General features: G+C 58.5%; 26 protein-coding genes. 12 read left to right on the forward strand and 14 right to left on the reverse strand.

The features are described from left to right. Nucleotide 1: 1 nt before the first annotated feature. Nucleotides 2-946 carry an MBL fold metallo-hydrolase gene (locus Z945_RS0115335; RefSeq protein WP_052862672.1) on the reverse strand — a complete coding sequence of 315 codons (945 nt, stop codon included), beginning with the start codon at nt 944-946 and terminating at the stop codon, nt 2-4. Then, complete coding sequence (locus Z945_RS0115340) at nt 946-1,863, reverse strand: MBL fold metallo-hydrolase (protein ID WP_025052983.1); 918 nt, start codon at nt 1,861-1,863, stop codon at nt 946-948. Before Z945_RS0115340 ends, Z945_RS0115335 begins: the two co-directional genes overlap by 1 nt. A 327-nt stretch (nt 1,864-2,190) precedes the next feature. On the opposite strand from Z945_RS0115340, the gene Z945_RS0115345 reads away from it, so the two are divergent. Continuing rightward, entirely contained in the window at nt 2,191-2,799 is a 609-nt protein-coding gene (locus Z945_RS0115345) for a sugar transferase (RefSeq protein WP_025052984.1), read from the forward strand. Nucleotides 2,800-2,885: 86 nt separating this feature from the next. Then, nucleotides 2,886-3,962, forward strand: a complete 1,077-nt coding sequence (galE, locus tag Z945_RS0115350; protein WP_025052985.1) for a UDP-glucose 4-epimerase GalE — start codon at nt 2,886-2,888, stop codon at nt 3,960-3,962. A gap of 86 nt (nt 3,963-4,048) precedes the next feature. Here the strand turns inward: galE and mepK are convergent, their stop codons facing one another. Continuing rightward, the gene (gene mepK / locus Z945_RS0115355) at nt 4,049-4,618 is read right to left on the reverse strand and encodes a peptidoglycan L,D-endopeptidase MepK (protein WP_025052986.1); all 570 of its coding nucleotides are present in this window, start codon (nt 4,616-4,618) and stop codon (nt 4,049-4,051) included. Between the two features lie 343 nt (nt 4,619-4,961). Between mepK and Z945_RS0115360 the strand changes: the two genes are divergently transcribed. From Z945_RS0115360 to Z945_RS0115375, 4 genes are read left to right on the forward strand one after another with little or no spacing between them, the layout of a single operon-like run. Then, on the forward strand, nt 4,962-6,572 hold the full coding sequence (locus tag Z945_RS0115360; protein ID WP_025052987.1) for a L,D-transpeptidase scaffold domain-containing protein: 1,611 nt from the start codon (nt 4,962-4,964) through the stop codon (nt 6,570-6,572). 33 nt (nt 6,573-6,605) lie between these two features. Next, nucleotides 6,606-7,697 (forward strand): UDP-3-O-(3-hydroxymyristoyl)glucosamine N-acyltransferase, encoded by a 1,092-nt coding sequence (lpxD, locus tag Z945_RS0115365; protein WP_025052988.1) that lies wholly within the window; start codon nt 6,606-6,608, stop codon nt 7,695-7,697. Nucleotides 7,698-7,730: 33 nt separating this feature from the next. Next, nucleotides 7,731-7,988 (forward strand): acyl carrier protein, encoded by a 258-nt coding sequence (locus tag Z945_RS0115370; protein WP_025052989.1) that lies wholly within the window; start codon nt 7,731-7,733, stop codon nt 7,986-7,988. A 3-nt stretch (nt 7,989-7,991) separates the two neighbouring features. Continuing rightward, complete coding sequence (locus Z945_RS0115375; RefSeq protein WP_025052990.1) at nt 7,992-9,200, forward strand: beta-ketoacyl-[acyl-carrier-protein] synthase family protein; 1,209 nt, start codon at nt 7,992-7,994, stop codon at nt 9,198-9,200. A gap of 57 nt (nt 9,201-9,257) precedes the next feature. Here Z945_RS0115375 and Z945_RS0115380 read toward each other — a convergent pair whose 3' ends face one another. Continuing rightward, nucleotides 9,258-9,884, reverse strand: a complete 627-nt coding sequence (locus Z945_RS0115380) for an invasion associated locus B family protein (RefSeq protein ID WP_025052991.1) — start codon at nt 9,882-9,884, stop codon at nt 9,258-9,260. A 469-nt stretch (nt 9,885-10,353) separates the two neighbouring features. Between Z945_RS0115380 and Z945_RS0115390 the strand changes: the two genes are divergently transcribed. Next, nucleotides 10,354-11,904 carry a helicase HerA-like domain-containing protein gene (locus Z945_RS0115390; protein WP_025052992.1) on the forward strand — a complete coding sequence of 517 codons (1,551 nt, stop codon included), beginning with the start codon at nt 10,354-10,356 and terminating at the stop codon, nt 11,902-11,904. Nucleotides 11,905-11,997: 93 nt separating this feature from the next. Here Z945_RS0115390 and Z945_RS0115395 read toward each other — a convergent pair whose 3' ends face one another. The 7 genes from Z945_RS0115395 to Z945_RS0115425 form a co-directional block, all read right to left on the reverse strand. Continuing rightward, nucleotides 11,998-13,302 carry a branched-chain amino acid ABC transporter permease gene (locus tag Z945_RS0115395; RefSeq protein ID WP_025052993.1) on the reverse strand — a complete coding sequence of 435 codons (1,305 nt, stop codon included), beginning with the start codon at nt 13,300-13,302 and terminating at the stop codon, nt 11,998-12,000. Continuing rightward, nucleotides 13,299-14,309, reverse strand: coding sequence for a branched-chain amino acid ABC transporter permease (locus Z945_RS0115400; protein WP_025052994.1), 1,011 nt, complete (start codon nt 14,307-14,309; stop codon nt 13,299-13,301). The genes Z945_RS0115395 and Z945_RS0115400 overlap by 4 nt, the downstream gene beginning before the upstream one ends. Next, on the reverse strand, nt 14,309-14,662 hold the full coding sequence (locus Z945_RS0115405; protein WP_025052995.1) for a hypothetical protein: 354 nt from the start codon (nt 14,660-14,662) through the stop codon (nt 14,309-14,311). Before Z945_RS0115405 ends, Z945_RS0115400 begins: the two co-directional genes overlap by 1 nt. 4 nt (nt 14,663-14,666) lie before the next feature. Then, complete coding sequence (locus Z945_RS0115410) at nt 14,667-15,485, reverse strand: ABC transporter ATP-binding protein (RefSeq protein WP_025052996.1); 819 nt, start codon at nt 15,483-15,485, stop codon at nt 14,667-14,669. 16 nt (nt 15,486-15,501) lie between these two features. Next, the gene (locus Z945_RS0115415) at nt 15,502-16,062 is read right to left on the reverse strand and encodes a hypothetical protein (RefSeq protein WP_025052997.1); all 561 of its coding nucleotides are present in this window, start codon (nt 16,060-16,062) and stop codon (nt 15,502-15,504) included. Next, complete coding sequence (locus Z945_RS0115420) at nt 16,059-16,841, reverse strand: ABC transporter ATP-binding protein (protein ID WP_025052998.1); 783 nt, start codon at nt 16,839-16,841, stop codon at nt 16,059-16,061. The genes Z945_RS0115415 and Z945_RS0115420 overlap by 4 nt, the downstream gene beginning before the upstream one ends. Nucleotides 16,842-16,963: 122 nt before the next feature. After that, entirely contained in the window at nt 16,964-18,154 is a 1,191-nt protein-coding gene (locus Z945_RS0115425; protein ID WP_025052999.1) for an ABC transporter substrate-binding protein, read from the reverse strand. Between the two features lie 182 nt (nt 18,155-18,336). Here Z945_RS0115425 and Z945_RS0115430 point away from each other — a divergent pair, with 182 nt between their 5' ends. Further along, nucleotides 18,337-19,431: a PQQ-dependent sugar dehydrogenase gene (locus Z945_RS0115430; protein ID WP_025053000.1), complete on the forward strand. Its 1,095-nt coding sequence runs from the start codon at nt 18,337-18,339 to the stop codon at nt 19,429-19,431. Nucleotides 19,432-19,434: 3 nt separating this feature from the next. On the opposite strand, the gene Z945_RS0115435 is transcribed toward Z945_RS0115430, so the two are convergent. Both Z945_RS0115435 and Z945_RS0115440 read right to left on the reverse strand, forming a co-directional pair. Next, the gene (locus Z945_RS0115435) at nt 19,435-20,244 is read right to left on the reverse strand and encodes a crotonase/enoyl-CoA hydratase family protein (protein ID WP_025053001.1); all 810 of its coding nucleotides are present in this window, start codon (nt 20,242-20,244) and stop codon (nt 19,435-19,437) included. Nucleotides 20,245-20,289: 45 nt separating this feature from the next. Next, nucleotides 20,290-21,294: a GlxA family transcriptional regulator gene (locus Z945_RS0115440; RefSeq protein ID WP_025053002.1), complete on the reverse strand. Its 1,005-nt coding sequence runs from the start codon at nt 21,292-21,294 to the stop codon at nt 20,290-20,292. A gap of 187 nt (nt 21,295-21,481) precedes the next feature. On the opposite strand from Z945_RS0115440, the gene Z945_RS0115445 reads away from it, so the two are divergent. Then, nucleotides 21,482-22,852 (forward strand): class II 3-deoxy-7-phosphoheptulonate synthase, encoded by a 1,371-nt coding sequence (locus tag Z945_RS0115445; protein WP_025053003.1) that lies wholly within the window; start codon nt 21,482-21,484, stop codon nt 22,850-22,852. 78 nt (nt 22,853-22,930) lie between these two features. Here Z945_RS0115445 and Z945_RS0115450 read toward each other — a convergent pair whose 3' ends face one another. Further along, nucleotides 22,931-23,662 carry a PAS domain-containing protein gene (locus Z945_RS0115450; protein WP_025053004.1) on the reverse strand — a complete coding sequence of 244 codons (732 nt, stop codon included), beginning with the start codon at nt 23,660-23,662 and terminating at the stop codon, nt 22,931-22,933. Nucleotides 23,663-23,898: 236 nt separating this feature from the next. Between Z945_RS0115450 and Z945_RS0115455 the strand changes: the two genes are divergently transcribed. From Z945_RS0115455 to Z945_RS0115465, 3 genes are read left to right on the forward strand one after another with little or no spacing between them, the layout of a single operon-like run. After that, nucleotides 23,899-24,789 (forward strand): YicC/YloC family endoribonuclease, encoded by an 891-nt coding sequence (locus tag Z945_RS0115455; protein ID WP_025053005.1) that lies wholly within the window; start codon nt 23,899-23,901, stop codon nt 24,787-24,789. 6 nt (nt 24,790-24,795) lie between these two features. Next, entirely contained in the window at nt 24,796-25,446 is a 651-nt protein-coding gene (gene gmk, locus Z945_RS0115460; protein WP_025053006.1) for a guanylate kinase, read from the forward strand. After that, nucleotides 25,443-25,964 carry a gamma carbonic anhydrase family protein gene (locus Z945_RS0115465; RefSeq protein ID WP_025053007.1) on the forward strand — a complete coding sequence of 174 codons (522 nt, stop codon included), beginning with the start codon at nt 25,443-25,445 and terminating at the stop codon, nt 25,962-25,964. Before gmk ends, Z945_RS0115465 begins: the two co-directional genes overlap by 4 nt. Nucleotides 25,965-25,968: the final 4 nt, after the last annotated feature.

Here is a 25,968-nt window from a genome sequence, read left to right on the forward strand (position 1 = left end):
CCTATTCAAACTCCATCTGCTCAAACACACGACCTGCATTCTTGGTCGCCAGTTCCTCAAACGTATCAAGGTGACGATAGGCCGATTGATCCACATAGTAGGCCTCCGCCAGACCGCCGCCTGCATCCAGATGCGCCCCGACGCTTGTCCGCAGATCAATCAGGTAATCTTTGGTATAGCGGCGCACCTGATCCATATTGGTGGGGTGCCCGTGGCCGGGGATCACATAGGTGGCCTGCAACGGCTCAAAAGCGGCGTCCCACGTCTCAAGCCAAGCGGCAGTGTCCGTATCCTCGAATATCGGCAGCATACGCTCGTGAAAAGCCATGTCGCCCGCAATGACAAGCTCTTGTTCGGCAAGCCAGATCACGATGTCACCGGGCGAATGGGCAGGGCCGAGGTAGCGCGCTTCGATGCGGAAATCGCCCATCTCTACGGTATAGTCATCCTCAAAGGTTTCGGTCGGGCCTTGCAGGACTGTGCCCTCCGCGCGGTCACGATTATAGCGCTGCATGTTCGACAGGATAGAACCGCCGTATTCTTCGACCTCGTGGGCTGCATCTACATGGGCCACAACCGGCACCCCCAGATCGGTCCAGTAATTGTTGCCTAGTATGGCGTGGCCCTGACCATTCTCGTTGAACACCAGCTTCACAGGTTGATCGGTAATCGCCTTGATCTCATCGTGAAGCGCTTGGGCTAGGCCGTAAGAAGCCCCGCCGTTAATCACCACCACACCGTCACCGGTGACGATAAAACTCAGGTTGTTGTTATGGCCCGCGTTCTCGTAGGTCGGCGGGGCGGTGGCGCCGATGGCTGAAAACACGCCGGGGATAAACTCCACCGGTTTGCTGTAGAGCAATGAGCCGGGATACTGATCGGCGATATCCTCGCTCGCGCCTGCGGCGGTGGCCGCAGCGATGAAAAATGCAACAAGTCCCCGCATCAGACCTCCTCCGGCGCAAAGCGATAGGCATCGCCATCCTGAACGACATGGCCCAGACCACCCTGCGGCAGGTGAAACCCCATCAGTGGCATGTTCTGCGCCGCCAGCATCTCTAGCAAGCGCATCCGCGTCTCGATCCCCATCTCCGGGTCTTGATCGGCACCGCTGGCCCATTCGGGATGGGCAAAAGCCAGATGGTGATTGCCGATCGCATCCCCTCCGACCAAAAGCCTTTCGTTCCCATCGGCAATCTCGAACGACATATGCCCCGGCGTATGGCCATAGGTTGCCCGTGCGGTCACACCCGGCAACACCTCGTCACTATCGGCGAAAAATGCCATGCTGTCACCGACGGCCTCCAACCTGCGGGCGGCCCCGACGGCAAAGCCTGTGCGTGGTTCTCCGATGGTGTTGACCGTGTCGGGATCAATCCAGTAATCCCATTCATCCTGTCCCATCATCAGCTGCGCATTGGGAAACACCAGATCGTCGAAATCGTCCAGAATACCCCACAGATGATCTGGGTGCGCGTGGGTAAAGACGACATCGGTGATGTCATCTGCGGTCACGCCCAAGCCATCCAGACTTTTGAGCATATCGCCCGCGCTTGGCATAAAGGCGGGGCCGGAGCCCGCATCAAACAGGATCGTACGGTCACCGCGTTGCAGCAGCGTCAGGTTGCAGGGCGGCAAAAGCTGATCGGCAGGCAGGTCATAAAGCGCGCGCACCTTTTGCAATTCGTCTGTCGGCAAGCCATCAAAAAACATCCCGGCAGGCAGCATCAGGTGGCCGTCACTGACACTGGTCAATGTGCTGTTCTGAAATGCGATGCTGGTCTGCGCCAGATAGAGCATCGGCACCCCGGCCGCCGCCATTCCACCAAGCCCGATCAGCACGCGGCGTCTGTTCAGTTGCATCTTGTATCCCCCCTGACAAATTCCTTTTTTGGAATATGACAGCAAGGACGCGCCAATAGCAAGCGCCGGCAGGGCAGGGTGGAAGCTTTGGGTGCGATCAGATCGCGTGTGTCAGCCGTCTGACCCTCGCGGGACGCGGGCCTTTGAAGAATGATTTGTGCGGTAACCAGCTCCGCCGTGGCGGGAGAACTGCGTGCGATAAGGCTCTGACCGAAGACCTGACAAGCAGGCATGCGTCAGAGTTTCGCTATGTCGGGGTCAAATGAAAAGATTTCGTTAACCTTTTGCGGGCAGCATAGCATCGTATTCAGGTGAGGGTAGCGCGCGATGCAAGTCGGTGGGACGAAGGTTTTCTGGCAGCTGAAACGCGCTCTAGATATTCTGCTTGGGCTTGCGCTCTTACCCCTGCTGCTGTGTGTCTCGGTGCTGGCGCTGTGCTTTAATCCCTGGCTGAATCCAGGACCGCTCGTGTTTTCACAACCTCGCATCGGCCGCCACGGTGCACTGTTTATCATGTACAAACTGCGCACCATGCGATGCCTGACCCAAGCGCCGAGCGGCCAGCGTTTTGCGGATACTGAAATCCACCGGATCACGCCCTTTGGGTTCTTTCTCCGCCGCTACCGGCTGGACGAACTTCCGCAGCTTTTGAATGTATTGCGCGGCGACATGAGCCTTATCGGCCCACGACCCGAGCAACCCGGCTTTGTAAATGAATATACCGCGGCTATGCCCGATTATCATCGGCGCCATATCGTCCGGCCCGGGCTCAGCGGGTTGTCGCAGGTCGTGCAGGGTTATACCAGTGACACCTCTGGCACGCGCAGGAAGCTAGCACTCGACCTGCGGTATATCTCCCAAGCAGGCGTACGGATGGAGGCCTATGTCTTCTGGCGCACGCTGATCACGGTGGCGACCGGACATGGCGCGATTTAAAGCCGCGGTTTTGCGTCTCGGTTAACTCAATCCTTGCATTCGATGGGTAGATTTCTTCGAAACAGGCGCGAAGGAAGACACCCAGCATGACAGCCCAGATCTTGCTGACCGGCGGTGCCGGTTTCATCGGCTCACACACCTATGTCGTTCTGATCGAGGCAGGATATGATGTCGTGATCCTTGATGATTTCTCCAATGCCGAGGTGTGCGTCCCTGACAGGCTTGAACAGCTGACGGGAAAACCTGTGCAGGTGATGAAGGCCGATGTGTCTGATGCAAAAGCACTTAATGCGGTTTTTGCCGCGCATTGTTTTGATGCTGTGGTCCATTTCGCGGCCCGCAAATCCGTGCCGCAATCGCTTGCCAGTCCGGAAGCGTTTTTCAGCAGCAATATTACCGCGTTGCTGACCCTGCTTGAGGCCATGGAACGGCACCACGTCAAACGAATCGTCTATTCCTCAAGCGCGACCGTCTATGGCGCGCCAGAGGCTTTGCCGATCCCCGAACATGCGCCCTTAAGCTATACGAACCCCTATGGTCTCTCGAAACTGATGGGCGAGCAATATCTGAACCAGAAGACCCGCAGCAAACGAGGCTGGGCCGCGGGTATTCTACGCTATTTCAATCCTGCCGGTGCGCACCCCAGCGGTCTGATCGGGGAAGCCCCGCTCAGCAATGGTGGCAACCTGATGCCGCTGGTGGCGCAGGTGGCCAAGGGTGAATTGCCCTGCGTGCATATATATGGACGTGACTACGGCACCCATGACGGCACCGGCATCCGCGATTATATTCACGTTTGCGATCTGGCACAGGGACATGTGCAATCCCTCAATCTGCTGCTGCAACAGGGGCGGTCGCATACTGTCAATCTGGGCAAAGGCAGAGGGTATTCCGTGCTCGACGTAATCAAGACGTACGAGAACGTCAGCGGCCAACAGATTGCTTACCGGTTTAAACCGCGCCGGGCCGGCGATGTCGCGGCAAGCTTTTCTGATCCCAGCATGGCCGCCGCTGTGCTTGGATTTGAGGCGCGACACAACCTGTTGGAAATGTGCCAATCCAGTTGGCGTTGGGAGACAACTGGCCGGATGGGTCTGCACCGGCCCGCAGCTTTTATACCCGATCACTTTCCCGCCGCACCGGCTCAGCACCTGCAACTTTAGCAGTAGTTGTGCAGTACCCTTTAAAGCGACACAAAAAAAGCGCCCGAGGGGCGCTTCTTAATCGAAATCTGATGGTTTCCAGAGCGTTAGCCGCCCCAACTGCGCACCACACCGCAATCCATATGGACAAAGTTCGATCCCGAATACCGGCCCACGCCGCCGCCCTGACACGCAACTGCCGCACGCGCCATCTGGTTGACAGAGCGCGATGCCAGACGCAGATCCGCCGCTTGACCGCGCATGTGCAACGAATTCTTGGCCACACCCCGCGATCTGGAGCGCAACATCGCATTCGTCTTGGGGCTGCGATACCCGGACAAAAGCATATAGGGTTCGTTCACATCGAGAAGGTTATGCGCCGCGGCCATAATATCAACGGTTCGCAGATCCATGCTTTTCACGCCATCGGTGCGCCAGTCCCGCATGAAGTAGTTCACTTCCTTGACCGCATCCTTGATGTACTGACCTTCGATCCAATAGATCATGTCGATGCGTTCACCAGTTCGGCCTGAATACATCTTGATCCTGCGAATGTCCCCACCACCACGCAGAAAACCTGCTGCATTTGAGTAGGTTGGTGCTGCCGAAACTGCGGTTGCGGCGAAAGCGCCAAGAAGCGCGCGCCGGGTCATACCCGTTGTGCTTGATCCTGTCATTACTCGTCCCGTCTTCTGCCTGTAGGCATCTGCCTGTGACCATGATGTTACATGGGCGTTAAACTTTGATCCCCGGATGCAACGCATGTATTGCATATGCCGAATCTTGAACCAACCCCTTAATGCTAAGGGTTCCCGATAGTTTAAAGTTTAGGCAATTTTCTGCTCAAACCTTGACCACCCTGCGATACGGCCGTGCCAGACACATGTTTTTTCGCATCAGGTGCGGGTTTGTTCAGAATTTAAGACGATTGTGATTGGACTTAGCCTTCGCGGCTTCGGACAAGGTACACCAAGCCGATATCAACGTCGGAGCCTAACTCTACAGGGGACTTTTGGAATGATGCTTGCCTATTCTTTTGCACAACGGGTGTTTTTCACCTGCTGCATCGCGATGGTGCTCACTTTTGGCCCCGCGCCTGTGCCCGCGTTTGCACAGGTCACCGCCTTTAAACAAGCCGTGGCCGAGGCCGCATCAAGCGACGATGATATTGCAAAATTCTACCGCGAAAACGGCTATGCGCCGATTTGGACCGGGGCAGGCGAGGCGGACCGCGACCGCCGTGCGGCATTGATGCAGGCCATTACCACCGCCGCCGATCATGGGCTGCCTGTGGCACGCTATGACCCCGACGCGTTGATGGCGACCCTGTCGGCAGTCCGTACTCCGCGTGATCGCGGTTTGGCCGAGGTGGAAATGAGCCGCGTTTTCCTGACTTATGCGCGCGACATCCAATCCGGCATGCTGACACCCCGCAAGATCGACAGCGCGATGGTGCGCGAGATTCCCTACAAGGATCGCACGACCTATCTGACCGGGTTGCGTGATGCCAAAGCCGCCTCATTTTTCCGCGCGTTGCCGCCCAGAAGCATGGAATACAACGCGCTGATCAAGGAAAAGGTCGCGATGGAACGCCTGCTGAATGCAGGCGGTTGGGGGGCGACTGTGCCTGCCAAATCGCTCAAGCCCGGCGACAGTGGCTCTGCAGTCATCGCCTTGCGCAACCGTCTGATCGCGATGGAGTATCTGCCCCGCAGCAATGCACGTGGGTATGATGCCGCGATGCAGGCCGCCGTGCAGCAGTTCCAAAGCGACCATGGATTGAATGATGATGGTGTGGCCGGATCGGAGACGATGCGCCAGATCAACGTCGGGGTTACCGCGCGGCTGCAATCCGTGCTCGTGGCATTGGAGCGGGAGCGCTGGTTCAATGTAGAACGCGGCAAGCGGCACATCCTTGTAAATCTACCGGACTTTTCGGCCAAGATTATCGACGATGGCAAGATCACCTTCCGCACCCGTTCGGTCATCGGTGCCAACCGCGACGATCGCCCGACGCCAGAATTCTCCGATGTTATGGACCATATGGTGATCAATCCCAGCTGGTATGTACCACGCTCGATCGTCACCAAAGAGTATTTGCCAGCGCTCAAACGCAACCGCAATGCGGTGAGCCATATCGAGATCACAGATCGCCGGGGCCGCAAGGTGAACAGAGGCGCTGTGAACTTCAACGCCTATACAGAGCGGACATTCCCCTTTGCCATGCGCCAACCGCCAAGCCGGTCAAATGCGCTGGGTCTCGTCAAGTTCATGTTTCCGAACAAATACAACATCTACTTGCATGACACGCCCGCCAAGAGCCTGTTCTCCCGCGATGTCCGCGCCTTCAGCCACGGTTGCGTGCGTTTGGCTGATCCGTTTGACTTTGCCTACGCATTGCTGGCCAAACAGGAAGCTGACCCCAAGCAGTACTTCCAGTCGGTTTTGCGTTCCGGACGGGAAACGCGGGTTGATTTGAAAGAGCCCGTACCGGTTCATCTGATCTACCGTACCGCCGTGACCAATGCGCGCGGTCACACCGAGTACCGCGCCGATGTCTATGGCCGCGACGCAAAGATCTGGAACGCGCTGTCACGGGCAGGGGTGGTCTTGGGCGGCGTTCAGGGCTAAACCTCGCGGCACGCCTGCAAGGGAGTGCCGCCCGTGTCTTATACCATTGCCGAAATAGCCAAATCGCTGGGGGCCGAAGCTGCCGGCGATACTTCTATCGTAATTGCCCGCGCCGCCGAACCGCAGAGCGCGGGTGCCGATGACCTCGCCCTTGCGATGGACCCGAAATACGCCGATTTACTTGGGCAGGGTGCTGCCCGCGCCGCAATGCTCTGGCCCGATGCCGATTGGCAGGCGATGGGGCTGAAGGCCGCACTCTTTCCCGCCCGCCCGCGTTTCGCCATGTCTGGCCTGACGCGGATGCTGGACGCAGGCCAGGGATTCGCCCCCGGCATCCATCCCTCGGCGATCATTGATCCCACCGCCCAAGTTGCAGCCGATGTCAGCATCGGGCCACTTGTCATCATCTCGGCCGGGGCGCAGATCGGGGCAGGATCCGTGATCGGACCACATTGCTTTGTCGGGATGAATGCGCGGCTGGGCGAAGGTGCCTATCTGCGCGAGCAGGTCAGTATCGGGGCGCGGGTGACCATCGGCGCACGCTGTATTCTGCAACCCGGTGCCCGTATCGGCGGTGATGGCTTTTCTTTTGTGACCGCAGAACCCTCGACCGTGGAATCCGCCCGCAAGACGTTGGGCGATCAGGGGCAAGCCGATGCCCAGCCCTGGATTCGCATTCACTCGCTCGGCTCTGTCACCATAGGCGACGACGTCGAGATCGGCATGGGCTGCACCATCGACTGCGGCACCATCCGCGACACTTCGATCGGCAACAACACCAAGCTGGATAACCAGGTGCACCTTGGCCACAATGTTACCATCGGCGACAACTGTCTGATCTGCGGGCAGGTCGGCATCGCAGGGTCTGCACAGATCGGCAATAATGTGGTGATGGCTGGACAGGTCGGTGTGAACGACAATATCTTTGTCGGCGATGGTGTGATCGCGGGCGGCGGCACCAAGCTGATGTCCAATGTCCCCGCAGGCCGCACCATGCTGGGGTACCCCGCCACTCAGATGGACAAACAGGTCGAGCAATACAAAGCTCTGCGCCGCTTGCCCCGCCTTCTGCGCGAGGTGGCGGAATTGCGAAAGACGGTTTTCAAAAGCGACAAGGATGACTAAATCAGCCTTACACTGCAGGTCGAGGAAAAACCGATGAACACCCAGGATCAAGTCATCGCCATCATCGCCGAACAGGCCCTTTTGGAGCCCTCGGACGTGACCCCCGACAGCACGCTGGAGAGCCTTGGCATCGACAGCCTTGGTCTGGTCGAAAGCATTTTTGCCATCGAAGAGGCCTTTGATATCAATGTGCCTTTCAATGCCAATGACCCCGAAGCCTCGGATTTCGATATTTCGACGGTGGCCAGCATCACCGAGGGTATCGAACGTCTGAAAGCCGAGCAGAGCTAGCGCATGAAGCGAGTCGTGATTACCGGAGCCGGCACGATCAACGCGCTGGGGCACAATGTGCCCGACACGCTGGAAGCGATGCGCGAGGGCGTCTGCGGCATCGGACCATTGGCGTTTCGCGACGTGGAGCGACTGCAAATCCAGATCGGCGGACAGGTGCGCGGGTTCGAGGCCGAAGGCCATTACAACCGCCAGCAAATCTCGCTCTATGATCGGTTCACCCAATTCACCCTCGCCGCCGCCCGCGAGGCAATTGAACAATCCGGCCTCAGCTTCACGGATGATCTCTCTGCACGTTCCGGTGTGGTACTGGGTACCGCTGGCGGCGGTGTTTCCACATGGGACGACAATTACCGCGCAGTCTATGAAGAAGGCAAAAACCGCGTGCATCCTTTCGTGGTGCCCAAGCTGATGAATAATGCGGCGGCCTCTCATGTCAGTATGGAATGGAACCTGCGGGGGCCATCCTTTACCGTCTCGACCGCCTGTGCGTCGTCCAATCACGCGATGGCACAGGCATTTGCGATGGTCCGCTCCGGCATGGCGCCGGTCATGGTCACCGGCGGCTCTGAATCGATGCTGTGCTTTGGGGGTGTCAAAGCATGGGAAGGCCTGCGCGTGATGAGCCGCGATGCCTGCCGCCCGTTTTCGGCCAACCGCAACGGTATGGTGCAGGGCGAAGGGGCGGGCGTCTTCGTGTTTGAAGAACTGGAACACGCCCGCAAGCGCGGTGCCCAGATCCTCTGTGAAGTGGCCGGTTTTGCGATGACATCCGACGCCAGCGACATTGTCATGCCCTCCAAGGCAGGTGCCGCCCGCGCCATGGAAGGTGCCATGCAGGATGCTGGCATCAACCGCGACGAAGTCGGGTACATCAATGCCCACGGGACCGGCACCGCCGCCAACGACAAAACCGAATGCGCCGCGGTGGCAGACGTCTTCGGGCCACATGCGGACAATTTGATGATCTCTTCAACCAAATCGATGCACGGTCACCTGATCGGCGGCACCGGCGCGGTAGAGCTTCTGGCCTGCATCATGGCGCTGCGGGACGGCGTGATCGCTCCCACCATCGGCTATCAAGAAGCAGACCCCGAATGTGCGCTTGATGTGGTGCCGAACGAGGCGCGCGAGGCCTCTGTCACTGTGGCGCTGAGCAATGCTTTCGCCTTTGGCGGGTTGAATGCGGTGGTTGCCTTGCGCAAGCATTGAAACGCAAAAGGGCCGCCCCGCAGGACGACCCAATCGTTCATCAGATGCTACCCAGTGTTACTGCTGGATGACCGAGACTTTTTCATAGCTGGCCGTAAACCCTGACAAGGACAGCGTAAGCTTGACTTGCTGGTCCTGCGCCAGCGCGGGTACGATGGTAATTGTCGCTTCATTGCCGCGCTTGAAACCCGCAATATCCTGCGCGGTCAGGCCAAGCCGGGCATAACATCCCACAGGGTTGCAGAACGCATAGGGGTAACGCCGCGCTTTGCCGCTATCTACAGTGATGGTCAGCTGCTGGGGCAGGGAAGTTTCCAACGGTACGACGATAGTTGCCCCTGCCTCGGCCTTGCCGGACCCCGGCAAGCGGAAGAGCGACACCTCGGCCACGGGCGCACCCTGACCGTCATCGAGAAGCTGATACATCTGGCACGGGTCTGTCTCGGCCTCGGTCTTGATGCAACGCATTTCCCAATCTCCAATCACCTCACTGGTATAGGGCTTGCCCAGCTCCGGATCCTTATCAGCGTCCTCACCAAGGCTCAGCTGCTCCTCGACCTCAGCTGCTGTGCCTGTGTCGGATTGCACAGTTGGTGCAGGATCAGTGGTCTGGGACATCGCGGGCATCGAGGTGCCAAGAAGAAGGGCAGCCAATAACGGCCATACGGTAGAAATCTTGCTCATGTTCAATCCAGCTTTGTTGATTTGCGGGTGATCTAACATGCCGATGCGCCAATGTCAGTGTTCATCGCCAAGATTTTACCAGGTCAAAGCCGAAATCCGCCGGACCATCGGCAGCTACATCCTGAGGCCCGAAAATGAAAAAGAGGACGCAAAGCATCCCCTTTTCCGATCTTTTCTCCCCGTCGAACTGGGCCGACTTATGACGCCACGTTACGAAAGCAATTCAATCCGGTCAACCGGAAATATAACAAACAGAAACAGTAGGTTAACGCCGCCATAGCTGCCACACCCGCAGCTTCGTAAAAAAGGCCGCACCAAAAGGCGCGGCCAGTCTGACAGGGAGGAAATGCCCAAGGCTGCAAAAGGACAGAGCAGCCCGGGCACAAACACTATGGCATGCAAAGGTTAACTTTGTATGCTTGCCCCACATAAGAATTCGTCCGAACCGACACCGCTGAAAGGACCATGCGTGACCAAAGACATCTTTATCGGAGGAGGCGGCCCCGATTACGCCACCCAGCAGTTTCTTAACATCGGATATGCCAACCGCCACGGGTTGATTGCGGGGGCCACCGGCACGGGCAAAACGGTCACATTGCAAATCCTTGCGGAAGGCTTCTCGGCGCAAGGCGTGCCGGTCTTCCTGTCTGACGTCAAAGGCGATCTGTCGGGCCTCGCCAAATCGGGCAGTGCCAGCCACAAATTGCATGATGCTTTCACCAGCCGCGCCGGCACGATCGGGTTTGACGACTTTGACTACAGCGCCTTTCCGGTCGCCTTTTGGGATCTCTACGGCAAACAGGGCCATCCCGTCCGGACCACAGTTCTTGAAATGGGCCCGCTTTTGCTTGCGCAGCTTCTGGGCCTAAGCGAAGCACAGGAAGGCATCCTGAACATCGCCTTCCGCATTTCCGATGAAGACGGCCTGCCGCTTCTGGACCTCAAGGATCTGCAAGCGCTGCTCGTTTGGATAGGGGAGAACGCGAAAGAGCTGGCACTGCGCTACGGGAATGTCTCGGCAGCCTCCGTCGGTGCGATCCAGCGCCGTTTGCTGGTGCTTGAAAACCAGGGCGCGGCAGATTTGTTTGGCGAACCTGCATTGGCACTCAGCGACCTGATGCGTTGCGACGCGGACGGGCGCGGGATGATCAACATCCTCGCCGCCGATCAACTGATGGGCGCGCCGAAACTCTACGCCACATTCCTGCTGTGGCTGCTGTCAGAGCTCTTTGAGGAACTACCCGAAGTAGGCGACCCCGAGAAACCCAAACTCGTCTTCTTCTTCGACGAGGCGCACCTGCTGTTTGACGATGCACCCAAAGCCTTGGTCGACAAGGTCGAACAGGTGGCCCGTCTGATCCGCTCCAAAGGCGTCGGGGTCTACTTCATCACCCAGAACCCGGCGGACGTTCCCGAAGATATTCTTGGCCAGCTCGGCAACCGGGTGCAGCACGCTTTGCGCGCATTCACCGCGAAGGATCGCAAGGAATTGCGTATGGCAGCAGAAACCTACCGCGAAAACCCCCGCTTCGAGACCGAAGAAGCCATCCGAGAGGTCGGCGTCGGCGAAGCGGTCACTTCCTTCCTGCAAAAGAAAGGCATCCCCGGCATCGTCGAGCGCACGCTGATCCGTCCGCCCTCATCGCAACTCGGTCCCATCACCGACACCGAACGCAGTGCCGTGATGGCTGCCTCGCCCATGTCAGGCAAATACGACACCCGTTTGGACCGCGACAGCGCCTTTGAGATCCTGGGCAAACGGGCCGAGCAAGCCGCGACCGAAGCCGCCAAAGCCGAAGAAGAAGCCGAAGCCGCCGAAACGCCTGCCTTGCGCGAATTCAACAACGCCCGCCGCTACGCCGGCAAAGGCGTGTCCCGCTCCACCTCCCGCGCCCCGGCCAATAAAGCAACCGAAGGCTTCGGCACAGCAATGGCAAATGTGGTGATTAAGGAGCTGAAAGGGACCACCGGTCGCCGCATCGTGCGCGGCATCCTCGGGGGCCTCTTCAAAGGCCGCTGAACAACACAAACGGGCGCAGAATTGCCACTGCGCCCGTTTCTCTTTTTGGCCCTATATACCGCCCGCACCCTCAACCCGCGCAGGTGGCAATGTTCATTTCTCAGGGATCAACCCGCGCGGGCTGAAGCGCAGAACCAACAAAAGCACCATGCCCATCGTCAACAGACGCATATGCGCGGCGCTCTCGATCAGATGCTCTTTCAGGGCGGAGCCTTCGGCCATGCCGCTGGTGATGACATTCATCAGCCACAGACCCATCGGCTCTACCTGAACCCACAGGAACCAGATCAGAAATCCGCCCAGTACGGCCCCCAGATTGTTACCTGACCCGCCGACGATCACCATCACCCAAATCAAAAAGGTAAAGCGCAGCGGTTGATAGGTGCCGGGGGTCAATTGACCGTCCATCGTGGTCATCATCGCCCCTGCAATACCGCAGATAGCAGAGCCCAGAATAAACACTTGCAGGTGCCGCGCGGTCACATCCTTGCCCATTGCCTCGGCGGCCACCTCATTGTCACGGATGGCCCTCAACATCCGGCCCCAGGGCGAATGCAAGGCCCGCTGCGCCATCCACATCAAGATTAACAGGACAGCCGCAAAAAGCAGAATATACAGGATTTTCACATAAAGCGTCGACCCTTCGACCGGGTCCATGCCGAATGCGGCAGCCCTTTCCACAAAGCCCGGATCATTCTGCAAATCAATCTCGAAAGGCACGGGGCGCGGCACACCGATCACGTTCTTCACACCGCGTGTCAGCCAGTCCTCGTTCTTCAGCACAGCAATGATAATTTCGGCGATACCCAACGTTGCAATGGCCAGATAATCGGACCGCAGCCCCAATGCCGTCTTCCCGATCAACCAGGCCGCCGCCGCAGCGAAGAGCCCGCCGACTGGCCAGGCGATGAGCACCGGCAAGCCAAGTCCGCCCAGATAGCCCGTCTGCGCCGGATTGATCTCTTCGATCCGCTCAACAGACGGGTCCAGCAACGCCCGGAAAAGAAAGAACCCCGCCACCAACACCAGAATGACCACCAAGCTTCGCAGCCAGCCCGCCTGCATCCGGCGCATGACCTGAATGGCCGCGATGATCGTACCGGCACCCAATAGTAATGCACCCACAACACCCAGACCGCCCGCAGAGAAAGCGCCTTCGGTGGGGGGCATGCCAATCAGCACAGCCGCCAATCCGCCCAAGGCCACAAACCCCATGATGCCCACGTTGAACAATCCGGCAAACCCCCACTGCAGGTTCACCCCCAGCGCCATGATGCTGGAAATCAACCCCATCGAGATGATCAGCAGCGCCGAATTCCAGCTTTGCTGGATACCCACGATGATGATCAGCACCGCAATGCCCGCAAACAGCAGTGTATTTTTCAGGGTCGTTGTCATACCGATTGCCCCTTGAATAGGCCCGTAGGCTTGAACAGCAACACGATCAGCAAAATCACAAAACTGACCGCAAACTTATAATCCGTACTCAAAAGCTGCACGAGACCCGACGGCTCCAGATTCTCTGGCATCAGATACACAAGTATCTTTTTCCACGCATAGGTGATCGTCACTTCCGAGAATGCGATCACAAAACCGCCTGCAATGGCGCCGATGGGATTGCCCAGCCCGCCCACGATGGCGCTGGCGAAGATAGGTAAGAGCAGCTGGAAATAGGTGAAAGGTTTGAAGGATTTATCCAAACCGTAAAGCACACCTGCGATGGTTGCTAACGTAGCGACGATCATCCAGGTGATCATCACAACGCGCTCGGGATTGATGCCCGACAACAGCGCCAGATCCTCATTGTCCGAATAGGCGCGCATCGACTTGCCCGCGCGGGTCTTGTTGAGAAACCAGAACAGCGCGATCACCACAATGATGGCTGTGACGATGGTAATCGCCTGCGTCGTCTTGAACGACAGCCCCTCATCCAGCCCCGTCATCGCCTTGAAATCCCGCGCCGAAATGATGAAACGCTGCCCGTCAAAGAAGCTTTGATCATCGGCCCCGATGATAAAGCGCGTGACCCCGTTGTAGATGAAAGTCACGCCAAGGCTAACAATCACCAGGATCACCGGCTTGGCCTTTTTCACGCGATAGAATTTATAGACGGCCCGGTCGGTAAACAGCAAAAGCCCGATGGCAAAGGCGATCCCGAAAGGCAGGGCGAGCAGGGCGGTGGGCAGCGGCCCAAGGGTCAGCCCCCAGCTTTGGAAAAGCCATGTCATCAGCACAGTCGCCATCGCCCCCATCGCCATTGTGTCACCATGGGCAAAGTTGGAAAACCGCAGAATGCCGTAAACAAGCGTAACCCCAAGCGCACCAAGCGCGAGTTGCGAGCCATAGGCAACGCCGGGAACAAAGACATAGTTGAGGAAGGCGACAAGGGCGTTCAATAAATCCATCAGCTTGCACTCTCATTACAGGCACCTTGATAGGTGATCGCCATGGGGCCAGACATATGCACCGCATAGCGGGCTATGCCATCCGCGCTCATGCTCAGCATGTGCAGCGCATCTGCGCCGGCAAAGACAATATGCTGCATCCCGTCAGTCTCAACGATATTGCCGCGCATGGTTTCCGCGTCCGTCACGCCAGACACAGCACGACCCTTGTCGTTCATGCCTTCGACGGCGAAGGTATAGGAGGTCTCGGCGCAGTCCTCGCCTTCGATACATTCCTTGTCGAACGCACAGGTCAGATCGGACGCAAATGCCGGTCCTGCGCAGAACGCCAAACAGATCATAAATGAGCGCATTACATCACCCTCCCAAAAACGATTTACGGACCTCTGGATCGGCCAGCAGTTCCTTGCCGGTGCCGGTATAGGCATTCGCCCCCTGCACCAGAACATACCCCTTGTCAGCGATCTCCAGCGCCTGCCGCGCGTTCTGTTCCACCATCAGGATCGGGATCCCCGTGCGCGCCACCTCGATGATCCGGTCAAACAACTCATCCATCACGATGGGCGACACGCCCGCCGTGGGTTCATCCAGCATCAAGACCTTGGGTTGGGTCATCAAAGCACGGCCCACGGCCACCTGCTGGCGCTGACCGCCCGATAATTCGCCCGCTGCCTGATTGCGCTTGTCCTTGAGGATCGGGAACAAATCATAGACCTGCGCCATCGTGTCCGAGAAATCATCCGTACGGATGAACGCGCCCATCTCAAGGTTCTCTTCCACTGTCATCGAGGTAAAAATGTTCGAGGTCTGCGGCACAAAGCCCATGCCCTTGGCCACCCGGTCCTGGGGGGAAAGGTCGGTGATATCTTCTCCGTCCAGCCGCACGTGGCCCTTGCGCATGTCAAGCATGCCGAAAACGGCCTTCATGCCGGTCGATTTTCCCGCCCCATTGGGCCCGACAATCACAGCAATCTCACCCCGGTCCACGGCAATCGTGCAGTCATGCAGGATGTCTGGTCCGTTGCCGTAACCCGCGGTCATGCCATCCCCGATCAGAAACGGACCGCCGGGGGCAGGGTGGCTTTTCCCTTTACGCTGCGGGATCTCCGACCCCATGCCTTTGGGATTGCCAATCGACACATCCTTGTTGCCGCGGTCACCATAGGGATCGCTCATGCTTCACCTCTTGTCATCATTCTGTCACCACACGGGCTTCGGTCGCACTCAGGCAAGTCTGGGCATCGGCGCAGCTTTCGCGCAGTAGGTCCAGCACCCCGCGCGAGGCGCTGTCGATTTCGGGCCAATCCAGCGTTTGTGGCCCATCGAGATAGAGCATGATCCGCGCCGTCCCGACCTCAGCCAGCATCACCGCGCTCACTGTGTCTATATCGTCGTACCTGTCCAGTTGCAGTGACCGAAAGGCTTCGCCCGCCGTGAATTCAACTATCTCCTGGCGGGTCACCTCAATCGGGGCCGCGTCGTCGGCTTCCATCAATTCAGCATAGGTCACGAATTGCTCTTGCAGGGTGGTCAGGTCATCGCGGATCTCCGCGCCGGGGAAATTTTCCGAAAAGCTTAGCACATAATCATTAAGTATCATCGTCGTGCCATCGCCCGCCGTATCCCAGCGCACCGCAGCCCAGGGCGTGCCTGCGGCACACATCCAAACGGCCTGCGACAGCTGATGGCAGGCCAGTGCGGCTTGCGGCAGCAAAGCGCCCGCCGTGAGCATGCCAAGGCAAAAGGCTCTCATGCGCCCACCTGATCCTTGTTCTTCAAACCTGTGCCCAGATAGGCCTCGATCACCTGTTCGTTGGCCTTGATCTCGTCCAGCGTGCCGGTAGCCAGCACGCGCCCTTCGGCCATACAGATCACCGGATCACACAGCCGCCCAATGAAATCCATGTCATGTTCGATCACCACAAAGGTGTAGCCGCGTTCCTGGTTCAGCCGGATGATCGCATCGCCGATGGTGTTCAGCAACGTGCGGTTCACGCCTGCGCCAACTTCGTCCAGAAATACGATCTTGGCATCCACCATCATGGTGCGTCCCAGCTCCAGCAGCTTTTTCTGACCGCCGGAGATCTGCCCCGCCTTTTGCTCGGACAGATGCTCGATGGTCAGGAACTCCAGTACTTCATCGGCTTTCGCCTTCAGCGCGCGTTCTTCGTCCGCGATGCGCTTGCGGCCGAACCATGTGTTCCAAAGTGTTTCGCCCGATTGACCACCCGGCACCATCATCAGGTTTTCGCGGCACGACATTGAATGAAATTCGTGCGCAATCTGGAAGGTGCGCAGCAACCCTTTGTGGAAAAGATCATGCGGCGGCACGCCAGTGATGTCTTCGCCGTCCATGAATACTTTGCCGGAAGTTGGTTTAAGAACGCCCGCAATCACATTGAAAAGAGTGGTTTTTCCCGCACCATTCGGGCCAATCAAGCCGGTGATGGAGCCTCGATCAATCGAGAGGCTCGCCCCGTCCACCGCATGAAACCCACCAAAATGCTTGTGCAGATCGTCGACAACGATCATGTGCTCAGCCGCTTGCACCATCTGTCTATCCCCGTTTGCACCACGTTGGGCGCGTGATCTTTGCGATCTTATAAAAAATGCAGCCTACGAAACGCAGGCTGCATCTGGTCTTATGTGAAGCCTTACTTGAAACCGATGGTTTCGTTCTTGCCGCCTTTGACTTCGATCATGCGGTAAGTGCCCGCAGATTCGCCGGGTCCGATAAGTTCGACCGCAGAGGCACCGACGTAGTCGACCTCTTCGCCGTTCTTGATCATTTCAAGCGCCTTGCCCAGCTCGCCGGGATAAATCTTTTCGCCGGGTGCGTTAGCCACATTCAAAATCTGCTCTTTGTACTCGGCCGGGTCTGTGGAATTGGCCGCTTGCATGGCCAGCAGAAACAGCGCCGCAGCATCGTAGGCTTCAGGCGTGTAAGGCGATGTGGCATCGAACGCGCCATCGACCATTGAAACCAAAGTGTCGATACCGTTGCCTTCGGAACCGGCGATCTGGCCGTAGGAGCCATCGAGATCAGGACCGATTGTCTTTGGCAGGTTCTCACCGATCATGCCGCCGGGCAGGCCGAACTGCTCCCATGCGCCCGCGTCCAGCGCGGATTTGATGATGCCGGCACCACCTTGATCAAGGTAGCCCGCAACAACCAGCAGATCACCACCCGCAGAAGCCAGCGCGCCCACTTCGGCAGAATAATCGGCTTTGCCGTCTTCGTGCGCGGCAACGATGGTTACTTCACCACCCACGGCTTTGAACGAGGATTCAATCGCATCCGCAAGACCTTTGCCATAGTCGTTGTTGGTGTAGGTAAGGGCGATGGATTTCACGCCACGCTCTTGCAGAATTTCTGCCATGACTTCACCTTCACGCGCATCGGACGGCGACGTGCGGAAGAACAGGCCGTTGTCTTCCATTGTGGTCAGCCCGGGGGATGTCGCGGAGGGCGAGATCATGACCATGCCATTTGGAATGGCAACGTTCTGCAGCACAGCGCCCGTAACACCGGAACAGTCAGCACCGATAATGCCTGCAACACCATCAGCGATCAGACGTTCGCCGGAGGCTACAGCCATACCATTGTCGATACAGCCAGAATCGGCACGGATCGACGTGACCTTTGCACCGTCCATGAACATGCCGCTTTCAGTGACTTCGTTCATCGCCATTTCTGCACCAGCTGACATCGGGCCCGTCAGTGATTCAATCGGGCCGGTAAAGCCGAACAATACACCCAATTTAACTTCTTTCGCGTGGCCATCGGCCATCGCACCCGTTGCAACCAGTGCCGCAGCCGTTGTGGCCATAAGCATCTTTTTCATGTGTTTCTCCCTTGTTGGAACATGATGTTCGCACAGAAGGTTATGCGCCGCATTGCTAAAAGAAAAGGCATTTTTCCGCCTACAACCAAGGGCCTGTCATCGCCGTGTAGGCGGGCTTATGGAAATACGCGGGCGGGAGTTTAAGTTTTCTTTTGAGAACGCGGTGCCACAGGAGAAATACAATGCCCTTGAATGCCATGATACCAAATATCCTGCGAGGGGCCGTGCTTGCCCTTTCTTTAGGCACACCATCTTTGGCGCAGGACAATTGGAACATCACACCGCTGGTCACCGGTCTGGATACGCCTTGGGCGGTCGAGCCTTTGCCCGAAGGAGGCGCGGTAATTACCGAGCGCGACGGGCGCTTGCTGCTGATCGCGGACGGCTCAGCACAAGACATCTCTGGCGTGCCAAAAGTGGCGGCAGCCGGGCAGGGCGGCCTTTTGGATGTGACCCTGGCCCGCGACTTCGCCAACAGCCGCGTGCTCTATCTGAGCTACGCGAAACCGCAACAGAACGGCAGTGGTACAGCTGTCGCCCGCGCACGGCTTCCGCAGGGCAGCACGAGACTCGAAGCGGTCGAAGAGATTTTTGCGATGGCACCCGGTTCAAGCGGTGGACGTCACTTCGGATCACGTGTGGTCGAAGCAACCGATGGCACACTGTTCATCACCATCGGGGATCGCGGTGACCGCCCGCAGGCGCAGAACCTTGCGACACACAACGGCACCGTGGTCCGCATCAATGCGGATGGCAGCGTCCCCCCGGACAATCCCTTTGTCGGCAGGGATGGTGCCCAGCCGGAGATCTGGTCTTACGGCCACCGCAACCCGCAAGGGGCCGGACTGGACCTTGAAGGCAACCTTTGGGTCGCCGAGCATGGCGCACAGGGCGGTGACGAGGTGAACGCCGTCAAGAAAGGTGCGAACTTTGGCTGGCCGATCATTTCATACGGTCGCCACTACTCCGGTGGCAAAATCGGCGAGGGGACAGAAAAGCCCGGCATGGAACAGCCGGCGCACTACTGGGATCCCTCTATCGCGCCGTCGGGATTGTTGGTTTACGCCGGCAAGATGTTCCCTGAATGGCAGGGTGACATCTTTGTGGGCTCACTAAAATTCAACTATATCAGCAGGTTGGACAGCACACCTCTGCAAGAAGTCGAACAGATCGAAACGGCGGAGACCAGCCGGGTGCGCGATATCGTAGAAGCACCCGACGGCAGCATCTGGTTCATATCCGTGGGCGAGGGCGCAGTTTACCGCATCGCCAAGTAGAGCCTACTTTGCATTCGGCCTAACCCGTGCTGCACTTTTGTCGGCAAAGGCCGCAAGCCGTGCGCGGGCATCGGGCTGGGTGTTCACCACACCTGCCACCACCGCTTCGGCATAGGCGGCGTCCATCGCGGACATGTTTTGCATATGGCTCACGGCTGAACAGATCGCGAAATTCGACAGCGGCAGGTTTTGCGCGGCCTTGCGGGCCAGTTCCAATGCCGCGTCAAAGCTTGAACCCTCAACGATATATTGCGCAAGACCGAGGTCGGCTGCCTCTTGCCCACCATATACGCGGCCTGTCAGCATCATGTCGATCATCCGTGCCTTACCTACCAGATCGGTCACGCGGATGGTGGCCCCACCGCCGGTGAACAAGCCACGCTGGCCTTCGGGCAAAGCGAAATAGGCGGTCTGGTCCATCACACGGATATGCGCGGAGCTGGCCAACTCAAGCCCGCCGCCCACAACAGCGCCCTGAAGGGCTGCGATGATCGGCACGCCCCCATATTCCATCTTGTTAAAGGCTTCGTGCCAGCGCAGGCAGACGTGCATGAAGTCTGCCGGGCTGCGGTCTTCATCATGGTGTTCGATCAGGTCAAGACCAGCGCAGAAATGATCGCCCGATCCGGCCAACACCACCGCGGCCACACCGGCGCGCGGCGCGGCAGAGAAAAACGTCACCAACTCCTCGATCGTGTCGATGTCCAATGCGTTGCGCTTGGCCGGACGGTTCAGCGTGACAACCCAGACGCCATCATCCTGCGGCTCGACGCGCAGGTTCTTAAAGCTTGCAGGGTCAATGGTGATAGGCATGGTGAAGTCCTCGGATCGTTGTCATCGAAAAGTGGTGGATTTGGATTAGATCGACAGCCGCGCCGCATGCGAGCCGCGCTCGCGGTAGGGGGTCGTCTCGTAATGCGCACGGTAGCATTTGGAGAAATGCGAGGGCGAGGCAAAACCGCAGGCGAGCGCCACATTAATGACGCTCATATCCGTCTGCATCAGCAGGTTGCGGGCCTTTTGTAGGCGCAATTCCATGTAATAGCGTTTTGGCGATCGGTTCAGATAGCGCCGGAACAGCCGTTCCAGCTGGCGCGTGGACATGCCCACGTCTTTGGCCAACAAAGAGGGGCTGATCGGCTCTTCGATGTTGCTTTCCATGATCTGGATGACCTGGCTCAGCTTGGGGTGGCGCACCCCGATGCGTGTGGGCACCGACAACCGCTGCGTGTCCTGATCGGTGCGGATCGAGGAATAGATCAGCTGGTCGGCCACCGCATTGGCCAGTTCCTCGCCCTGATCATCTGCAATCAGTTTCAGCATAAGATCAATCGAAGATGTCCCACCGGCCGTGGTCAGCCGGTTGCCATCGACGACAAAGACCGATTTCGTCAGGTCCACTTCGTCAAATTCCTCGGCAAAACTGTCCTGGTTTTCCCAATGTATCGTTGCCCGCCGCCCGTCCAGCAATCCAGCCTTTGCGAGTGTATAGGCGGCTGTGCAGAGCCCGCCCACGACCAGCCCCTTGCGCGCCTCGCGGCGGAGCCAGCCCAGCACCTTCTTGTTAGTGGCGTCCTGCACGTCCATCCCGCCGCAGACCATGATCGTATCGTCGCGCTGCAGATCGTCCAGATCGTGATCCAGCTTGAAGGTGGTACCCGCCGAACAATCAACGCTGTCGCCCCCTTCGCCCATTGTCGTCCAGCTGTAAATCGGTCTGCCTGCCATCCGGTTCGCGATGCGCAGACTGTCGATCGCGGTCGCAAAGCACAACAAGCTGAACTGATCCAGCAGGACAAACACAAACCTTCTTGGCTTGTCGGCATCCTGGGGGATGCGGGTGGCCTGGCGCGGTGCAGACATCGAAGCGTCCTTAGCAGAGGTCTCTGGCTTGGAAGCTACCGCTCCTCACCATGGCGCAAAGCTTGCTCATGCACCGGGGGCGGCGTCAAGAGGTCGCAAATGGGTTCTGGTCACGACCCACGCACTTTTGTATAGACGGGGCGATGATAGCGCTGACAATCGACGCAGCCGAAGGGAGACATGACAGATGAGCACTTGGAGCAAATCAAGCTGGCGCAGCAAACCGCGTATTCAGATGCCCGATTATCCAGACACCGCAGCTCTTGAGGCTGTCGAAGCCCAGCTGTCGCGCTATCCCGTCCTGGTCTTTGGTGGCGAGGCGCGCAGGCTTAAAAATCATCTGGCCGCCGCCGGGCGCGGCGAGGCGTTTCTGTTGCAAGGCGGCGATTGCGCCGAAAGCTTCGAGCAGTTCAGCTCTGATGCGATCCGCGACACGTTCAAAGTAATGTTGCAAATGGCGATCGTGCTGACCCACGGAGCCAAGGTGCCAGTGATCAAGCTGGGCCGCATGGCCGGCCAATTTGCAAAACCGCGCTCGGCCAATACCGAAACCGTCGAAGGCGTGGAATTGCCGAGCTACCGTGGCGATATCATCAATGATCTGGACTTCACCGCTGAGGCCCGCATCCCGAACCCCGACAAAATGCTGCGCGCCTATACGCAGGCTGCAGCTACGCTGAACCTGCTGCGGGCGTTCTCGACTGGCGGCTATGCGGATGTGCATCAGGTTCACGGCTGGACGCTGGGGTTCACCGATGGAGAGAAGGCCGCGAAATACCGCGAGGTGGCCAACCGCATCTCTGACACGCTTGATTTCATGTCAGCGGCCGGAGTGAACTCCGACACGGCGCATACGCTGCAATCAGTCGAATTCTACACCAGCCATGAATCGCTGCTCCTGGAATATGAGGAAGCGCTGTGCCGTCAGGACAGCTTGACCGGCAAATGGCTGGCAGGATCCGGTCATATGATCTGGATCGGCGACCGCACGCGTCAGCCCGATGGCGCGCATGTGGAGTTTGCCAGCGGCGTCATGAATCCGATCGGTCTGAAATGCGGTCCAAGCATGACGTCCGAAGACCTCAAGCAGTTGATGGCCAAGCTGAACCCCGAAAATGAAGCGGGTCGTTTGACGCTCATCGCGCGTTTCGGTGCCGGATCTGTGGGCGAACATCTGCCGCGTCTGATCAAGACAGTGCAGGAAGAGGGCGCCAATGTGGTTTGGACCTGCGATCCGATGCACGGCAACACGATCAAATCGTCGTCAGGCTACAAGACCCGCCCGTTCGATTCTGTTCTGCGCGAAGTGCGTGACTTCTTTGGCGTCCATACCGCCGAAGGGACTGTTCCGGGTGGCGTGCATTTCGAGATGACCGGCCAGGATGTGACCGAATGCACCGGGGGCGTGCGGGCAGTCTCTGACGAAGATCTGTCAGACCGTTACCACACCGCCTGCGATCCTCGGCTCAACGCCAGCCAGTCGCTGGAATTGGCCTTCCTGGTCGCAGAAGAACTCAGCGCACGCCGCAATTCTGAAAAAGCAAAAGCCGCAGGTTGATCCTGCGGCTTCGGCCCTGAACTGCATCTGCATCGCCAAGGCCGGTGGCGTTTTGACATCTGACCGACTGTCGTCTGGTCAGTCTTTGTCTTCGTTAGATTGCACCAACCGCAAATAGGGCGGACGACGTTTCTCTTCCGCACCTTTAAAACCTACCGGTGCCTCGGCCATGCCCTTGGCCCGGTCCGCCTGTTCGCCCGTCGCGGCGAGAGAAGGCAGTTTTGCCACATGCGGCGTATCCGACCTTCGTACCGGCGGCTGACCCAGAACAAGGTCCTGCACCTCTTTGCGTATCAGTTCGAACCGGCGCGGGGCCATACCCAGATCACCCTTGCTCACAAAACACCCCAAAACGCGGCTGACATCGCCCAGATCGCTTTTCAAAGGCAACAGCACCAGCCGTGCCTCAATTTTCGGACGGCCCCCCGCAGCGGGTGATGCCATGTGCAATGTCGCGATGGCAGGCGTCTGGAATACGACCTCCAGCAAATCGGCGACCTCGGCCCGTGTGTCCGGCGTGAAAAACGCAGTCAACGGCATGCCGCGCACTTCCATCCCCATCAGATCATTCAGATGACTGCCCGCAATGCGCATCCGGGCGATTCCCGGTGCAATCCGTTCAAGAATAAATGCGTTTTCAAGAGCTTGCTCGATCCCGCGTGGGTCGATGTCAGACCGTTTGGGCAGCAAACGCGTGCCCCGGAGCGCCTGCCAATAGGCCTCCACCTGCGCAATGGCAGCATATCCGGTTTCTGACTGGTGATCTGACATAGCAATTACATTCTGCGCGTTCTGTGGGAACTTGTCCATGCGCCTTACTCCAACCAATTTAACATGACCGCACCTGCAAAAGCCTGTGTCGCAAGCGGGTCAACTTCCTGATCTCACCACCGCTTGGTGGCACTCGTTACTAAACCCTTAATACTCCAAACTTGAGGCAAATGGGCATCTTTCTGGGCGGCTGGTTAATTCCGTGCAGAGCGCAGGGCTTGCCCCGTGGTGCGCTTTCCCCGTATTGCAGGCGGGCAGCTAAGGGGGAGCGACGAATGATCAAATCCATGACCGGCTTCGCTTCGGCCAGCGGCGCGCATGCCCCCTTTAGCTGGAGCTGGGAAGTCCGCAGCGTCAACGGGCGCGGTCTTGATCTGCGCTTGCGGGTGCCCGACTGGGTCGAGGGCCTTGAGGCCGGCTTGCGCAAGAAGCTGGGTGCCGTGGCCGCGCGGGGCAACGTGACTTGCAACCTGCGCTTGACCCGCGAAGACGGGGACGGCGGTCTTAAGGTGAATGAAGCGCAACTGACGACTGTACTGGATGCGCTCCACCAGATTGAGGCCCGCGCGATGGACGCCGGTGTCTCCCTCGCGCCGTCAAAGGCCACGGACATCGTGACCATGCGTGGCGTGCTTGACCAACCTGTCCGCAAAGATGATGCCGCTGCCGTCTGTGCCATCCTGCTCGGTGATGCAGACGCAGTTCTGGACGATTTCGATGCCATGCGCCAACAGGAAGGGACCGCATTGGCTACCGTCCTGACCGCCCAATTGGACGAGGTAGAGACACTAACGGCCGAGGCTGCCGATCTGGTCGCAAACCGCAGTGCCGAGATGGCGCAGTCCATGCAAAGCGCCCTTGCGCGGGTACTCGACAACACGGACGGGGCCGACCCGGACCGCGTGGCGCAAGAGCTTGCCATGATCGCGGTCAAGGCAGACATCACCGAAGAGATTGATCGCCTGCGCGCCCATGTGACCGCCGCGCGTGATCTGCTGGCGCAAGGCGGCGCTGTGGGCCGCAAGCTGGATTTCCTCATGCAGGAGTTCAATCGCGAGGCCAATACGCTGTGTTCCAAGGCGCAGATGAAAGCGATGACAACCGTGGGTCTGGCGCTGAAGGCCGTCATCGACCAGATGCGCGAACAAGTGCAGAATGTGGAGTAAACCATAATGACCCAAACCCCGGACCGGCGCGGCTTGCTGGTGATCCTGTCTTCCCCCTCGGGGGCGGGCAAATCGACCCTGGCCAAACGATTGATGACCTGGGATCCCTCGCTGCAATTCTCGGTTTCTGCCACCACCCGCGCCCCGCGCGCGGGCGAGGTGGACGAGAAAGACTATTACTTCGTCAGCGAAACCACCTTTCGCAAATGGGTGACCGAAGGCGAGATGCTGGAGCATGCCCACGTCTTTGGCAACAACTACGGCTCGCCCAAGGCACCGGTTGAGGCCGCGATCGGATCGGGGCGGGATGTGCTTTTCGACATCGACTGGCAGGGCGCGCAGCAAATCCGCACCTCGGCGCTCGGCTCGCACACTTTGTCGATCTTCATTCTGCCGCCCTCTATTCCCGAACTGCACCGCCGGCTTGTGACACGGGGCCAGGATACGCCCGAAACAATCGCCAAGCGCATGCGCAAAAGCTGGGACGAGATCAGTCACTGGGACGGATACGATTATGTGCTCATCAATGATTCATTGGCGGATACAGAAGAGAAGCTGAAAACAATCATCACCGCGGAACGCATGCGCGTGGCCCAGCAGCCGCGTTTGTCAGATCATGTACGCACCCTGCAATCCCAATTCGAGGACCTGTCATGACCATTTATGCCCTTGGCACCACCCAACCCACTTTGCACGAAAGCGCATGGGTCGCCCCTGACGCCAATGTCATTGGCAATGTTGTGCTGGACGCAGCGGCCTCTGTCTGGTTCGGCGCAACCCTGCGCGGCGATAATGAGGTGATCCATGTGGGTGCGGGAAGTAATGTGCAGGAGAACTGCGTCTTTCACACCGACATGGGCTATCCGCTGACCATCGGAAAAAATTGCACCATCGGCCACAAGGTCATGCTGCACGGCTGCACAATCGACGACAACACGCTGATCGGCATGGGGGCCACAATCCTGAACGGGGCCAAGATCGGCAAGAATTGCCTGATCGGGGCAGGGGCCTTGATTACGGAAAACAAGGTCATCCCCGATGGATCACTGGTGATGGGTAGCCCCGGCAAAGTTGTGCGGGAACTGGATGCGCAGGCGATCCAGATGCTGACCGCCAGCGCCGCGCATTATGCCGAAAACGCTGCCCGCTTTCGCCGCGATCTGACAGCGCTTTAGTCCC

The organism is Sulfitobacter noctilucae, assembly GCF_000622365.1.
Classification (GTDB): domain Bacteria; phylum Pseudomonadota; class Alphaproteobacteria; order Rhodobacterales; family Rhodobacteraceae; genus Sulfitobacter; species Sulfitobacter noctilucae.

What these genes read in the sequence shown, in the direction of transcription:
- Z945_RS0115335 (WP_052862672.1), bottom strand. Translation starts at nt 946, where the DNA reads ATGCGGGGACTTGTTGCATTTTTCATCGCTGCGGCCACCGCCGCAGGC.
- Z945_RS0115340 (WP_025052983.1), bottom strand. Translation starts at nt 1,863, where the DNA reads ATGCAACTGAACAGACGCCGCGTGCTGATCGGGCTTGGTGGAATGGCG.
- Z945_RS0115345 (WP_025052984.1), top strand. Translation starts at nt 2,191, where the DNA reads ATGCAAGTCGGTGGGACGAAGGTTTTCTGGCAGCTGAAACGCGCTCTA.
- galE (WP_025052985.1), top strand. Translation starts at nt 2,886, where the DNA reads ATGACAGCCCAGATCTTGCTGACCGGCGGTGCCGGTTTCATCGGCTCA.
- mepK (WP_025052986.1), bottom strand. Translation starts at nt 4,618, where the DNA reads ATGACAGGATCAAGCACAACGGGTATGACCCGGCGCGCGCTTCTTGGC.
- Z945_RS0115360 (WP_025052987.1), top strand. Translation starts at nt 4,962, where the DNA reads ATGCTTGCCTATTCTTTTGCACAACGGGTGTTTTTCACCTGCTGCATC.
- Z945_RS0115370 (WP_025052989.1), top strand. Translation starts at nt 7,731, where the DNA reads ATGAACACCCAGGATCAAGTCATCGCCATCATCGCCGAACAGGCCCTT.
- Z945_RS0115375 (WP_025052990.1), top strand. Translation starts at nt 7,992, where the DNA reads ATGAAGCGAGTCGTGATTACCGGAGCCGGCACGATCAACGCGCTGGGG.
- Z945_RS0115380 (WP_025052991.1), bottom strand. Translation starts at nt 9,884, where the DNA reads ATGAGCAAGATTTCTACCGTATGGCCGTTATTGGCTGCCCTTCTTCTT.
- Z945_RS0115395 (WP_025052993.1), bottom strand. Translation starts at nt 13,302, where the DNA reads ATGACAACGACCCTGAAAAATACACTGCTGTTTGCGGGCATTGCGGTG.
- Z945_RS0115400 (WP_025052994.1), bottom strand. Translation starts at nt 14,309, where the DNA reads ATGGATTTATTGAACGCCCTTGTCGCCTTCCTCAACTATGTCTTTGTT.
- Z945_RS0115405 (WP_025052995.1), bottom strand. Translation starts at nt 14,662, where the DNA reads ATGCGCTCATTTATGATCTGTTTGGCGTTCTGCGCAGGACCGGCATTT.
- Z945_RS0115410 (WP_025052996.1), bottom strand. Translation starts at nt 15,485, where the DNA reads ATGAGCGATCCCTATGGTGACCGCGGCAACAAGGATGTGTCGATTGGC.
- Z945_RS0115415 (WP_025052997.1), bottom strand. Translation starts at nt 16,062, where the DNA reads ATGAGAGCCTTTTGCCTTGGCATGCTCACGGCGGGCGCTTTGCTGCCG.
- Z945_RS0115420 (WP_025052998.1), bottom strand. Translation starts at nt 16,841, where the DNA reads ATGATCGTTGTCGACGATCTGCACAAGCATTTTGGTGGGTTTCATGCG.
- Z945_RS0115425 (WP_025052999.1), bottom strand. Translation starts at nt 18,154, where the DNA reads ATGAAAAAGATGCTTATGGCCACAACGGCTGCGGCACTGGTTGCAACG.
- Z945_RS0115430 (WP_025053000.1), top strand. Translation starts at nt 18,337, where the DNA reads ATGCCCTTGAATGCCATGATACCAAATATCCTGCGAGGGGCCGTGCTT.
- Z945_RS0115435 (WP_025053001.1), bottom strand. Translation starts at nt 20,244, where the DNA reads ATGCCTATCACCATTGACCCTGCAAGCTTTAAGAACCTGCGCGTCGAG.
- Z945_RS0115440 (WP_025053002.1), bottom strand. Translation starts at nt 21,294, where the DNA reads ATGTCTGCACCGCGCCAGGCCACCCGCATCCCCCAGGATGCCGACAAG.
- Z945_RS0115445 (WP_025053003.1), top strand. Translation starts at nt 21,482, where the DNA reads ATGAGCACTTGGAGCAAATCAAGCTGGCGCAGCAAACCGCGTATTCAG.
- Z945_RS0115450 (WP_025053004.1), bottom strand. Translation starts at nt 23,662, where the DNA reads ATGGACAAGTTCCCACAGAACGCGCAGAATGTAATTGCTATGTCAGAT.
- Z945_RS0115455 (WP_025053005.1), top strand. Translation starts at nt 23,899, where the DNA reads ATGATCAAATCCATGACCGGCTTCGCTTCGGCCAGCGGCGCGCATGCC.
- gmk (WP_025053006.1), top strand. Translation starts at nt 24,796, where the DNA reads ATGACCCAAACCCCGGACCGGCGCGGCTTGCTGGTGATCCTGTCTTCC.
- Z945_RS0115465 (WP_025053007.1), top strand. Translation starts at nt 25,443, where the DNA reads ATGACCATTTATGCCCTTGGCACCACCCAACCCACTTTGCACGAAAGC.